Source organism: Salinivibrio sp. IB574 (genome assembly GCF_001996205.1).
Taxonomy (GTDB): domain Bacteria; phylum Pseudomonadota; class Gammaproteobacteria; order Enterobacterales; family Vibrionaceae; genus Salinivibrio; species Salinivibrio proteolyticus.
This window is the reverse complement of the sequence record NZ_MUFN01000032.1, coordinates 19,171-32,531: the sequence shown is the minus strand read 5'-3', so window position 1 is coordinate 32,531 and position 13,361 is coordinate 19,171. Positions and strand designations below refer to the sequence as shown.

The following is a 13,361-nucleotide window of genomic DNA, read 5'->3' as shown; positions in this document are numbered from 1 at the left end:
ACCGCAGACTGATCGAGCGTATAAGTCCAATCACCATCGACCAGCTCGAGCGAACCATAAGTACCAGTTTCAGTGGTATCGGCAAAGGTTGGATTATCGCCATCGTCGACATCACTGATCGCAATGCTGCCGGTGGCAGTCACGGCAGCATCACCTACATCACCCTCGGTGACGGAACCCACAAACTCACCGGTGACTTCAGGGGCATCATCCGTTCCCGTAATCGTGATGACAATGGTTTGCTCAGTACCATCAGAGGCGGTGAGAGTAATGGTATCGGTCACTTCATCACCGGCATCTAAATTCTGCACGCTGGCTTGATCAAGGGTGTAGGTCCAGTTCTCACCGACCAGTTCCAGCGAACCATAAGTGCCAGACGCTGTGGTATTGGCAAAGGTTGGATTATCGTCGCCATCCACATCACTGATCGTAATCGTACCCGTGGCGGTGACAGGTGCATTGCCCACATTGCCTTCAGTGACTGAGCCAACAAATTCACCGGTGACTTCAGGGGCATCATCTGTCCCGGTAATAGTGATGACAATGGCTTGTTCAGTACCATCAGAAGCCGTGAGGGTAATGGTGTCGGTAACCTGATCACCGGCATCCAAGCCTTGGATAACGTTACTGTTATTGTCTAGCGTATAAGTCCAGGTGCCATTCACTAGTGATAACTCACCATACTGACCCGACACATTGCCATCGGAAAAGCTTGGCGCATTGTTGCCATCTGCATCCGAAATACTGAGAGATCCTGTCGCTTCTAAAATGCTGTCTTCGACCACATCGCCAAGGGTTTGGCCGCTAATTACAGGATCATCATTTGTACCTGTGATAGTTATCGCGATCACTTGGCTGCTGCCGTCTGATGCGGTCACAGTGAAGATATCCGAAACCGCATCGCCCTCGCTAAGAGATTGCACTGCATCGCTGTCTGCGGTGTAGGTCCAGTTGCCACCGGTGAAGACGAGCTCACCATACTGGCCGGATTGCGTGCTATCGATCCACGTTGGGTTATCGTCGGGGTCGGAAATTGATAAGGTTCCGGAAACCGAGTCTGTGGCTATCAAACTTCCGTCAGAGCCATCGATTTCTCCCTCCGAGAGGGTGCCTGAGGTATCACCTGTGATGGATGCGGGATCGTCAATACGTTCCACTGCTGAGGTGAAGGTTTGAGAGGTGCTCGTTTCGCCGTCGGAGGCGGTGATCGTAAATGTCAGCGAGGCGATATCTAGTGCATCGTTATTGATTGCATCTACGCCTGCCTGGGTGAGAACGACATTATTGCCCTGCAATTCGACATAGTTTTGTCCGCCATCAGTCAACGACAGAGTGAGGGCATCACCTTCTATATCCGTCGCCGTCACAATGCCGACGCTATCGCCAGCCGCGACCGCATCCTCGGTGACCGTCGTCGCTGAAAATTGCAGCGTGGGCGCATCGTTGACGGGATTCACGGTGACCGTGATATCAGACGGCGTTTCTGCTTGGCCATCGGAAACGATGACGGTGAGATCAAGGTCACCATTGAAATTGGGCGGTGGTGTGATAACGATATTGCCAGACGCGTCTTCGTCGATTTCGACATCTGGATTACCACTGGTGATGGAAACAATGGTGAGAGTGTCACCATCTGGATCGTTGATTTGCTGCAGTATTTGATTGGGTGTCAGCACTAATGGTTGATCTTCATCTGTGCTAAAGGTCAGCGACTCGGCACTCGGCGCTTCATTGGTCTCTGCGGCGGGGAATACTGCGTCTGCGCTTGCTAATCTTAACGCCGTTAAAGCAAATAGCTGTTCGTCGGTTATGCCACCATCGGGGCTGGTAATGCCCTCAGTTTGGAAACCCGCAATGATTTCACCAATACGGCCGTTCGCTTCAATAATCGCCATAGCCGTGATCGCAGACCCTGAGGCCGCTGCACCGGCTGCGGTCGCAGCATCCTCAATCGCATTGGGATCTTCACCGCGTTGGATAGCCTCGATGATTTCAAGCACATCCTCAGGTAAATCTTGTACCAGCGTATCGTCTTCGCCTTCGCCGACAAGCAAGGCAGACAACGCAAGGTTTACATTGACACCATTCTCAAGGCGCACAGAGGCGGGCTCATTGCCTACCGCGGTGACGAGCTCTCCCGTCGAAACCGTTTGATTGGCCTCAATTTGACGCACTTGGCCGTCAGGCTGAACGGCAGCAACCGTTCCTTGTGTCTCGGTGACTTGTGTCTCTGTCGCCATGCTGTCGGCTCCTTCGGTAACTGCATTGTGCCAACGTGTTGTTTTTGAATGAGTTACATTCTTTTGTCAACCTGTTAGGTGCAGTTTGGCGCATTATCGATACATATACCCTCTGTAAATATAGTTGATAGTTTGCAGATAAGTGCAAAATTTGCGTGTCTGTCATCGTCGCGCAAAGTAAAAAGCCCTTGTCAGGACAAGGGCTGAATGGCGTTGGTTAAATCGCGCGAGTGCGAATATTTCGTGGCGGGGCTGTTAGGTCCCGATCACGCCACCATCGTCTTTGGTGATCATGATGACTGAAGAGCGAGGAATGGCATCACCACCAGTAGGGAAGTGAGCGCCTGGATGTTGCACGCCCACAAACATAGTGCGTGAGTCAGGGGTAAAGGTTAGTCCCGTGATCTCACATGACGTTGGCCCGGTAAGGAAGCGGCGAATTTCCCCTGTTTGCGTGTCGGCACACAGCATTTGGTTATTGCCCATACCCGCAAAGTCTCCTTCGTTGGAGTAATCACCGTCGGTTTGAATCCAAAGGCGACCGGCACGGTCAAAACCGATACCATCCGGGCTGTTAAACATGTTGTCTTTGTTGATGTTATCGGTACCCGCCATTAACCCAGATTGCTTCTCAGGGTGGCCGGCCATCACGAAGATATCCCACTCAAAGGTAGGCTGAGTATGATCGCCTTGGGTCGGTGCCCAACGAATAATATGACCATACGGGTTTTTGGTGCGTGGGTTGGCCGCATTTAATGGTTGGCTGTCTTTCACGCCGCGGAACTTGTTATTGGTGAGGGTGCAGAAAACATGCTTGTTGTCGGCGTGCACGGCGACCCACTCAGGACGATCCATGGTGGTCGCACCCGCTTGCGTCGCGGCTTCGCGGGCAAAAATGAGCACACTGGCTTGGTCAGGAAAGCCGTTCTCTGGGGTTAGACCATTTTTACCAAAGGTGAGCTCTAACCATTCGCCTTGGCCTTTTAGCTCGCCGTCGCTGCCGGTAAATTTCGCGACATATAGGGTGCCGTTTTCGAGCAAATCGCGATTAGCACTACCTTTACTCGGATCGTATTTTCCGTCAGAGACAAATTTATACAGGTGCTCACCACGTTCATCATCGCCCATATATACCACGACGTGGCCATCATTATTGACCGTGAGAGCGGCATTTTCGTGCTTAAAGCGACCCAGTGCACTGCGCTTTTTCGGGGTTGAGTTGGGATCCATAGGATCAATTTCGACCACCCAACCAAAGCGATGGGGCTCGTTGGGGTGTTTGGCGACATCAAAGCGCTCGTCGTGCTTGTACCAGTCGTAACCCCAATCACTATCGCTGATGCCGTAGCGCTGATAGGTTTTGCCCAAGGTGAGTTCTTTTTCACTGGCAAAATAGCCGTTAAAGTTTTCTTCGCAGGTGAGATAGGTTCCCCAAGGCGTTTCGCCGTTAGCACAATTGTTAAAGGTGCCGAGGATCTTTTTACCCGAGGGATCAGCCGCAGTCTTGAGCAGTGAGTGACCGGCGGCTGGGCCTGTCATTGCCATCTCCGTATAAGCAGTAATACGACGGTTTAAGCGACCTTGTGGATTGATTGCCCAGCGACTATCGACTTTTTTTAGCTCGACCAAAGAGACGCCGTGTGCTGCTTGTGATTTACGCGCATCATCGGCTGAGATGTTTTCACCGCCGTGCGTAAACAAATACTCATCGTTGATATACTCGTTATTGACCGCGAGCAGGGCGCGATCATTGGCGAGCGGGAAAAATGTCATGCCATCATTATTGTCACCAAACTGTTGTGCTTGGGCGCTGGCATCGTTTTGCTGCGAAAAGGCGGGGGCATTGGCAAAGATAGGATCGCCCCATGATACCAGTACCTCCGCTTTGTATCCTTCGGGCACAGTGACGGTGTCAGCCGTCGAGGTTGGGATGGCTTTAAAACCGAGTAACTCACTTTTACTCAAGCTGCCAGCCACAGCTTTTGCAACTGGGTTAGCGGCGAAAAAAGCTACGGTACTTGCTGCGCCTGCGCCTTGTAAAAAGCGGCGACGGCTCACGGCGGCGTCAATAAAACGGTTGAATTCGGGTTCTGCATCCAGCGGACGCTGATCAATATGCTTGCTCACGACATGACTTCCTTTCTATTCGTTATCGTATTTATGGGTTTAGTGATAGCGATGCTCTGCACCACCGGGCGCAAAGTTGGTCGAGAGTCTGGCGAGTCAATATGAAATCGAGGTGACTGTTGGGTGACAGTCTTGGGACACGAAAGTGGGCCGTTAACCCGATCACAGATTGGTTTGGATAAACAGCATTTAGTGACGGCGTCACGTTTTGACTGTCATGAAACGATCAATGTTGGTCAAAATAGTCTTTGCGTCGGATATATTTGTCCATGTAGTGATAAGCAATCGGACGGGTTAGCCAGCTGAACAAGACGCGTAGTACACGAACGACGGAAGGTGTGTCGGTGTAGATCTTGTTCTCATGTAACCAAAGCAGTCGTCCGACATGCCAATACAGCATGGGAATACCGGGTAAAAATGTAATGATGTCGACATCACAACAAATACGGTAGGTTTTGGTGTGAAAAGGATAATATCGCTTAAAACGCCACATACCGGCAGCCGGTTGGCCAAAAGTGACGATGCGCTTGATTGCCTGTCCCATGGAGGGATAAAGCATTGCGGCGGCAATGACGGCCATTGCGCCTCCTGATGAATGGCCAATAAAGGAGACCTTTTTGTTGGCTTTGAGCAGTGGCGTGAGTGCTGCCTCTAGCTTATCCAGCACTGTGTTTCCTGCCAGTGAGCAGGTGTCGGCAGCTTGTGCCACATCCGCAAACTGGCTTGTGGTCATGGATTGATAGCGGCGCTTGTGCTGTTGCCACGGTAAGCTTTTTTGAGTGAGGAGATAATGAAACCCCCAGTGCACAAAGCACCTGACATTGTCCATTCGTATTTGCTTAGGTCCACACGCGCAATTAACCAGCCAGTCCCACGCGGTTTGTGAGCCGCGAAATACCACCACCACATCGTCATCATCGCGCCAGAGCACGCGAATAATGCACCGTCCCCAGCGATCATAGATATCCCGTCGTCCGTTTGGGCTAAATCCATAATGGGTATGATCAAAATAGCTCGGATAGGACGCGCGGCATAAAATGGCATAACGCTCGTATTGATATCGCTTTAATCGTTTCACAGTCGCCCAATTAATTGCCTGTTTGGAACGAGGTTACGCAACTAAGGTGACGAAAAAACGAAACTATCGTAACGAATGAGTGTGAGAGCGTCAGCGTGAACTCACTGACGCTAGGCGCGGAGTCTAACTAGTCGTAGCTCGCGAGAAATGGCTCTAAATGGGTGTCGTAGGTCAAAGCCTGAATGGGGCCTCGATGCGTGAGGATCCACTCCGCGTTGGTGCAATTACCAATACCGATAACCACTTGCACGAGTAAACGCAGGTCTTTTAGCCAACGCTGGGTTTGCTCGTGGCTCCAGTCGTCACGGTAGTGAGCCATGTGATACTCCACCCACCAGTAAGCGCCTCGAATAAATGCCTTCATGACTGATTCTGCTGCCAAGATCTGCTCCGCACTGCCCGAAAAATCAAAATCCGGAGAGATAGGATGGCCTTGTGTAAATGCGACATAGTTGCGGCAGTGCCGAAATAATGCCAATTGTAAGCCTGCCGCAGAATCATAATGGGTTAAAGGCAAGGTTGTTACTGGAAGGTGTTTGACGGATTTACGGAATAGGGCGACAGTACGTTTCCCTGGCATCAAATGCTCAATCGCGTAAAACAGGTCCAGACTAATCAGTTGGTTACTCAAGGGGCTCCTTCGCGATATCTATCCATGTTGTTGGGCACAGTCAGAAAGCTGGTCGCTGTAACAACCAGCATCTTGAAGGATTACGAGTATACAACACCCGAGCGCGAAATGAAGTGAGAATACAGATAGATGGCGATAAACTCGTTACTCGAGCCCATAGCGGGCTTTTAATGCCTCGATATCCTCTTTGTTATCAACTAAAAACCGATTGAATTCGGCGATCACTTCGGGATATTTGATGGTTGAAAGGTGGCGAGTGCCCTTGCTGTGTGGCAGGGTATCGTCAAACCTTACCGAGCCTTTTTGAAATCCCATTTGCTCTAAGTAAAATTGCGCAACGGCAACGTTTGCGTATCCGCCATCAACGCGACCGCTCACCACTTTCATCAACAGTGAGTCGTATTTGTAACTCTCATCAACCTGAATTTGACCGGCGCTGATCCGAGACTGGTAGGGATAAGGTGTAAATCCTGCCACAACACCTAAATATTTAAGCCGGTTAAGAGACAGGCCATAGTTGTCATCAATTACCATGACGCCATCAATATATTTGACGACAGGCTCGCTATAAATAATTTTCGACTTACGCTTGATTTCTGGACTCCACTTTGGGCTATCGGGATATTTAAAATCGACGGCACCATCGACAAAGCGGTGATATAAGCGCTTTAAAGGAAGAGGCTTGTAGATAAAACGGTAATTTTGGGTTTTGGCAAACATATCGAGCAATTCTCGATTGAAGCCAGAGTAATTACGGTTTGCATAGGAGGAATACGGATAATACTGCGAGAAATTTTGCACGCCAATCACGTAGGTGGGATTCGCACCTACAGGAAGTGTAGCGAGTATTGTCAGTAGTAAACACCATTGCCATTTCATTACGTTATCTCAACGACCACCCTACTAATGTTTATTGTAGACGGTAGGAAAAAAACTGTCTTCTGTTCCACTCATGTTCTTGTTGGTACGTTATTTTTCTTTTTGTGTGTTTGCGAGTAGTCACATTGCCCACTAGAGTTTTTTAAATGTGTTGTAAGTATTGGGCAGTAGTGGGTACTCAAAAGGATAAAAATGATGAAAAACAGGCAAAAAGTTACTGGCACATTGTCAGTTTTGGGGAAGTGGCGAGTGAGAAATAAGCTCCGGCTCCTCATCGTACTTTTCACACTGGTGATCTCAACCATTGTCGGTTACACATCCTATTTTACCGAGTATATTCAAAAAGATGACGCACTGCTTATCAACGTCGCAGGCCGACAGAGGATGTTGACTCAGAAGCTGACCAAAGAGTTCTTCTTGTCTGCTGTTCAAGCGCAGGACGCCAATGCGCCGGTTGACATGGCACCGTTGAAAAACACACAAAAGCTTTTTGATGTGACTCTAGAAGCGTTAATGAAAGGCGGAACGACCTATCRTGACCTACAAATGACGCAATCGGTGGAGTTACCCACTACGTCTCCGGCTATCATCAAACAATTATCGACAGTTAAGACACAGTGGCAGCAGCACATATCTTTGGTGACTCGGTACGCGAATAGCCCAGGATCATTTGAAGATCTACAAGTAATTAACCAATCAAGTTTGACTGTTCTCAAATCGATGAACCAAGCGGTGGGGATGCTGGCTGATTTGGCTGACCAGCACGTTGCGGATATGGAGCGCAATCAGCTTATCATTGCTGTAGTGGCGTTATTGATCGCTATTTTCTTTGCTACTCTCGTCTCTAACAGCATTGTGCAGCCATTGAATCATGTACTAGAAACGACCAAATTAATCGCTAAAGGTAACCTGAGACAACGTCATGGAGAGGACTTTGCGACCCAAGACGTGGGTAACAGTGAAATTGGTGTGTTAGTTAAAAACATCGAGATCATGCGTGCGTCGTTGCATGATGTGATAGATACCGTTCAGAAAAATAGCCGCCAAATGGCTCATTCAGCAGAGCAAGTTACAGGGCTATCCAGTGAAATATCCAAGACCGGTAAAGTTGAAAAAGAAAGCTCTCATGAGGTGCTAACGGCAGTTTCTTCGTTATCAGAAACGTCCGATGTGGTCAGTGAACACATTGCATACGCGGTGGAGCTATCGGAACAAGCCAAATCTGAGGCAGAGAGAGGTATTGATGTTGTTAACCAAGGCATTCTCGAACTTGACCGTGCAGTTGAAAGTGTCAGCCTCACTTCAAAGCAAATGAGTGAATTGAAAGATTTCTCTGAACAGATTAGTGAAATCACCAAATCAATTAATGATATTGCAGAGCAAACGAACTTGTTAGCCCTAAATGCGGCTATTGAAGCTGCTAGAGCCGGTGAACAGGGACGCGGCTTTGCAGTTGTTGCCGATGAAGTTCGCGGACTATCGGCCCGCACATCGAGCTCAAGCCAAGAAATCTCAGATTTGATTTCACAATTAATCAGCCGTGTCGAGGAGTCTGTGGTGTCGATGTCAAGTGTGGTCGAATCGGTCAATGCGTCCCAAGAGCGATCGTCTCAGACTGTCGAGTCTTTTACCGCGATGGCTACCACAGTGAATGACACAACACAGAGCGCACAAGTCATTTCCGATTATAACTCTCAGCAATCAGAAAACCTGTCCTACCTACAAACCAAGCTGACACAATTATTCGATATCTTGGAGGAAGGCAGTGGGAAAGCAAATTCAGCATCTGTAGTGGCGAGTGACTTGTTCCACATATCTGAGGCTTTAGAATCACACATGCGACGCTTTGATACCGACGAAGAAAGTCGTATAGAGCCAAGATCTGATGAGATGCGCTCAGCACCACGTTCGAATACCAAGCTTCGCGTTAAAGTCTCTCAGGGTAATAAATACCTAGAGGGATTAACTGCAGACATCAGTCAGCAGGGTATGAAGCTACGTAGCCACGATGTAATCAATGATCGTGAAAAATTGGGCATTGAAATTCAACTTCCTCAAGAGTTAGCTACCTCATCCCAAACCGCATTAAAGCTAGCAGCCGAAATTATTCATGACAGCCTGTCTGGCGATATGCATATTTACGGTATTCGGTTTATCAACACCACATCAAATGACGAAAGAATGATTAAGAAGCTGTTTGAGCACTTCAAACAACCTTATGCGTATTCATAACTCATTACTTGCCAGCGTGGCGTCTGCCGCTTCTGTATGTCAGAAGCGGTTTTTTATTCCACTCTAGCAGTAACTATCTGTTTTAAAAACCCTTCCTATCTTTTGTACTTGGCTACGCTCAGAAAAAATAACGGCAAATAGATGAGCTATCACATGGGAACAGAGTTGGTGGCTATTTTGGGTCGCCTAACTCACTGATCTTCTGTTAATACGTTAACTTTCAATCACCTCCAAAAACCCCACCAATATCTGTTTAAAAAACATTCGGTTATTGGTCACATTTCACGCGAATAAAATTGAATGAACATTCGGTATGTTTTATTTTTTCAACTAGTCTTTCATTTTTTGATCAATTCACGATGAATAAGAACGAAATTGCTTCTCAGGCGATGCGGCAAAGAATTCTCTCGACGACCTTAGAAATTGTTGGAAATGAGGGGCTTGCAGCATTAACTGCAACAAAGTTAGGTAAGAAGGCGGGGATCAGCAAAGGGGCGCTTTATCATCATTTTGACAATCTAGATGCGGTAAAACACGCCGCGGTAGATGAGCTGATTTCAATGTTTCTCGAGGTGGCAGAGCCCGCGAATTTTGATGATTTTGAGAGTTATCTCGAAGTGACGGGTGATACCTTGTATCTCACCATGAAATGCGAACCTTATGCGATGAAAGCCATGTACAGTTTCACTGCACAAGCGTTATTTGACGATCAGTTCAGAGCGTCAATACAGCGCTTTTCTCAGCATGGACTTGCAGAGTACACCCGGGCGATAGAWTACTTCTATCAAGGCAAAATTCCTCAGCACCAAATTGATACCGCAATCCGTGTTGTAGATGCCTTTTTTCTAGGGGTTGGCTTGCAAAGCTATTTATTGCAGGGGGAAGATAAGTTCCGGCAAAACTGGGCGTTGTTCTCTCAAATGCTGCTCAAGCAACTTGGTGAGAAATAAGGCGCCTTTTCAAAGGCGCCTTGAGTGAACGGCTTAAACGAGCTCAGCATTGTGATAAACGTTTTGTACGTCATCACAGTCGTTTAGCATATCGAGGAACTTTTCAAAACGTTCAACGTCTTCGCCACTGACTTCTGTATTGGTCTGAGGAACAAAGGTAATCTCTTCCAAGTCCAGAGGCGTATCACCAAGGTGATCGCTGAGTGCGTTTTTCACTTTGAAAAACTCTGTATGCGGCGCAAATACGGTGATCACACCATCTTCTGCTTCAATATCGGTCACGTCGACATCTGCCATTACTAGCGCTTCGAGAACGCCTTCTTCATCGTCGCCCGCAAACTGAAATACCGCTTGATGCTCAAACATGTGTGACACGGCGCCCGGTGAGCCAATCTTGGCATCATTCTTTACAAAGCATTGGCGCACGTCCATATAGGTGCGATTGTTGTTATCAGTCAGACAATCGACGATAACGGCACAATTGCCAGGACCAAACCCTTCGTAGCGAGCTACTTCATAGTTTTCGCCGCCACCACCATTGGCTTTATCAATGGCTTTATCGATCACATGGCCAGGTACTTGGTCTTTTTTCGCTTTTTCAATCAAACGGCGTAGTGAAAGGTTGCTGTCTGGGTCACTACCGCCATTTTTGGCGCACACGTAAATCTCTTTACCGTACTTTGAATACACTTTGATTTTTGCGCCCTGGGTTTTGGCCATCGACGCTTTACGAACTTCAAAACTACGTCCCATTCGGAATCTCTCTTGTTACGCTTACGCAGAAATGCGGTGATTCTATCAAGATAGCCATTCTATGTGCTAGCGAATGTTGAGAGTTTGCGCGAGGTCAGGCGATTGTTTGGGAGAAGAGAGGTGCTCGGCACATAAGGTGCCGAGCGTGAGCATTAGGCAAGCTTGCCTTGGCAATGAAATTTACTGGTATGGCCTTTGAGCACTTGGGAAAGGGCACTTAAGTCTTGTGTCGCTTGCGTGATCTGGTCCATGGCTTGACGGTTTTCACCCGTCATGGTGTTAATTTCCTCGAGGTTTTGATTGATCTCTGTCGCGACCAAGGATTGCTCTTCAGAGGCGCTCGCCATCTGCAGTGACATATCGGCGATCTCTTCGACGGCCATCACCGCTTGTTTTAGCGATGCAATACTCGACTCTGCCCGTTCCGAGACATTGCCCGCAGCGTCCGCACTGTCGACCATTGCTTGCGTTGTATCGCTGGAATCGCGTTGCAAGTTTTCAATCAATTGGGCAATTTCACCCGTCGCGTCTTGTGTACTTTGCGCGAGGGTTCTCACTTCGTCGGCAACTACCGCAAATCCGCGTCCTTGCTCACCCGCACGTGCCGCTTCAATGGCCGCATTAAGCGCGAGCAGATTGGTTTGATCGGCAATTTGTCCAATGGTTTGTAAAATGCCTGAAATGTCTTCCGCACTGCGGACTAACGAGTCAGATTTGGTGCGCGCACTTTGTAATCGCGCGACTAAGTCACGCATTGAATCGACGGCGAGTGAGACCTGACTGTCACCATCGTGGATCATCTCACGCGCTTTCTCCGCGGCATCGGCCGTGGAAGAGGTACTGGATGAGATTTGATTGGCGGTCGCGGTCATCTGCTCCATCGCTGCCGCAACCTGTTCAGTGCGCGCATTTTGCGCTTCGAAGTTAGTCAAGGTTTCAACGGTTGACGCTGACAGTTGTTCTGCTGCTGCGGCTTGTTGGCTGGTAGCACCGATAATATCACACACCATTGCGGTGAGGTTTTTGGTCATTTCTCGCATTGAGCGATAAACCCCTGTCGCGTTCGGATCTTGATTAAAGGAGACGGTGAGATCGCCATCGGCAATGGTTTGCACAATTTTTTCCATTTCTTCAGGTTCCCCGCCAATCGGACGAGTAATTTTGCGGGCAAAGATAATGGCGGTTGCAACGATACCAATCACGGCAATCACAAAAATGATCGCGACAGAAAGCTCGAGCGCGTTTAAAGCAGCAAAGGCTTCTTTAACGTCCATTTCTGCAATGATCGCCCAGGTTAGCCCTCCAGCGGTCACCGGTGCATACGCAGATAAAACAGGATTTCCATTATAATCGCTAATAATATCAATGCCTTTTTCGCCGTTAATTGCACGTTGAACAGCTTGCGTGTTGACGGCACCTTCAGTGGGGTTCATAAACGAAGCAAATACGGTGCGGTGTTCTGGGTCTAAAAATGAGTTGGAGCGCATTAATCCGTCGCTACCCACCAAATAGGTTTCACCGGTTTGGCCTAAGCCATCACGCTCGGTCATGATTTCACTTAATCGGTCAATGGGGAATTGGTACGCTAACACCCCCAGTAACTGATTATTGCGGTAGACAGGCGAGGCCATAAAACCAGCGGGAGCATTGGCGGAAGCGGAATAGGGCGAAAAATCGACAATCACGGCATCGCCATTGCTAAGTTGACGGCCTTGTTTAAAAGCCTCGGCAAGCCCTGAGCGTTGAAAAGGCCCGGTGAGTAGCGAGGTGCCAAAGTCGACCTCTTTGGAGACCGAGTAAATCACCGTGCCCCGCTGCGCTTCAATTAAGAAAATATCGTAATAGCCAAATTTCGCTTGGACGTCTCTTAAAAAGGGGTGGATAGCTTGATGAGCGCGATCGTAAGCGGGTAATTGGCGACTGGTTTGATAATTCCCTTTTTCGCCGACAGGGCTGGGGTTATTCACCAAATATGCGTTTTGCAGGGCAATAGTTTGTGGAGAAAGCTGCGAGACGAGCTCTTGTGCGCTCGGTAAGGTTGTGTTGCCAGTCGCTTGTAATTTACTGGTTAGGTTCTGCTGATAGTAGCGGACTAACGACGATGACGCGGCGTTTTCTGAGGAGGCCAAGTTAGTAAAGGCTTGGCTCATGGAAGCCATCGCATCAGCGATGGAAGGGATTTCCGCTGTGGTAATGATTTGCCCTTCTGCGGTTTTAAAGTAGCGCTCGACCGCAGATTTTTTCACCTCTCGCAGTGCTTCTAACTGGTTAAACGTTTGAGTTTCGAGCGAGGATGATGCCGTATTAAGCGACAGCAATGTGATCACCAACGCAGGCACGATGCCCACGCCAAGCAAGCTGACGAGCATTCTATGTTTGAGCTTCATGGCCTTTCACCTCAATGATTAATTAGCCGACTGGATAGGCAAGCCAAATTGGTTGCTTTTTAATCAATGGTAGTTAGTGATTGG

General features: G+C 48.5%; 9 protein-coding genes. 2 read left to right on the top strand and 7 right to left on the bottom strand.

Features of this window, described 5'->3' with window-relative positions; genetic code table 11:
• The 5 genes from BZJ17_RS14100 to BZJ17_RS14080 form a co-directional block, all read right to left on the bottom strand.
• Positions 1 to 2,240, bottom strand: a 2,240-nt coding sequence (locus tag BZJ17_RS14100; protein WP_198534174.1) for a VCBS domain-containing protein, incomplete at its 3' end; no start/stop codon positions are given.
• Positions 2,241 to 2,495: 255 nt separating this feature from the next.
• Positions 2,496 to 4,367, bottom strand: coding sequence for a PhoX family phosphatase (locus BZJ17_RS14095; protein WP_077641137.1), 1,872 nt, complete (start codon positions 4,365 to 4,367; stop codon positions 2,496 to 2,498).
• Between the two features lie 226 nt (positions 4,368 to 4,593).
• Positions 4,594 to 5,445: an Mbeg1-like protein gene (locus tag BZJ17_RS14090; protein WP_077641136.1), complete on the bottom strand. Its 852-nt coding sequence runs from the start codon at positions 5,443 to 5,445 to the stop codon at positions 4,594 to 4,596.
• Between the two features lie 127 nt (positions 5,446 to 5,572).
• A complete protein-coding gene (locus tag BZJ17_RS14085; RefSeq protein WP_069589796.1) occupies positions 5,573 to 6,076 on the bottom strand; it encodes a hypothetical protein in 504 nt (167 codons plus the stop codon).
• A gap of 144 nt (positions 6,077 to 6,220) precedes the next feature.
• Positions 6,221 to 6,955 (bottom strand): transporter substrate-binding domain-containing protein, encoded by a 735-nt coding sequence (locus BZJ17_RS14080; RefSeq protein WP_077641135.1) that lies wholly within the window; start codon positions 6,953 to 6,955, stop codon positions 6,221 to 6,223.
• 192 nt (positions 6,956 to 7,147) lie between these two features.
• Between BZJ17_RS14080 and BZJ17_RS14075 the strand changes: the two genes are divergently transcribed.
• Together BZJ17_RS14075 and BZJ17_RS14070 are read left to right on the top strand one after the other, a co-directional pair.
• The gene (locus tag BZJ17_RS14075; protein ID WP_077641134.1) at positions 7,148 to 9,187 is read left to right on the top strand and encodes a methyl-accepting chemotaxis protein; all 2,040 of its coding nucleotides are present in this window, start codon (positions 7,148 to 7,150) and stop codon (positions 9,185 to 9,187) included.
• Positions 9,188 to 9,483: 296 nt separating this feature from the next.
• On the top strand, positions 9,484 to 10,137 hold the full coding sequence (locus BZJ17_RS14070; RefSeq protein ID WP_131826812.1) for a TetR/AcrR family transcriptional regulator: 654 nt from the start codon (positions 9,484 to 9,486) through the stop codon (positions 10,135 to 10,137).
• A gap of 33 nt (positions 10,138 to 10,170) precedes the next feature.
• Here the strand turns inward: BZJ17_RS14070 and BZJ17_RS14065 are convergent, their stop codons facing one another.
• Complete coding sequence (locus BZJ17_RS14065; protein WP_077641132.1) at positions 10,171 to 10,890, bottom strand: YebC/PmpR family DNA-binding transcriptional regulator; 720 nt, start codon at positions 10,888 to 10,890, stop codon at positions 10,171 to 10,173.
• A gap of 152 nt (positions 10,891 to 11,042) precedes the next feature.
• On the bottom strand, positions 11,043 to 13,277 hold the full coding sequence (locus BZJ17_RS14060; RefSeq protein WP_077641131.1) for a methyl-accepting chemotaxis protein: 2,235 nt from the start codon (positions 13,275 to 13,277) through the stop codon (positions 11,043 to 11,045).
• Between the last annotated feature and the right edge of the window lie 84 nt (positions 13,278 to 13,361).

Bases quoted from the DNA above. Each gene is read 5' to 3' on its own strand.
- BZJ17_RS14065 (WP_077641132.1), bottom strand. From the start codon at position 10,890: ATGGGACGTAGTTTTGAAGTTCGTAAAGCGTCGATGGCCAAAACCCAG.
- BZJ17_RS14060 (WP_077641131.1), bottom strand. From the start codon at position 13,277: ATGAAGCTCAAACATAGAATGCTCGTCAGCTTGCTTGGCGTGGGCATC.
- BZJ17_RS14080 (WP_077641135.1), bottom strand. From the start codon at position 6,955: ATGAAATGGCAATGGTGTTTACTACTGACAATACTCGCTACACTTCCT.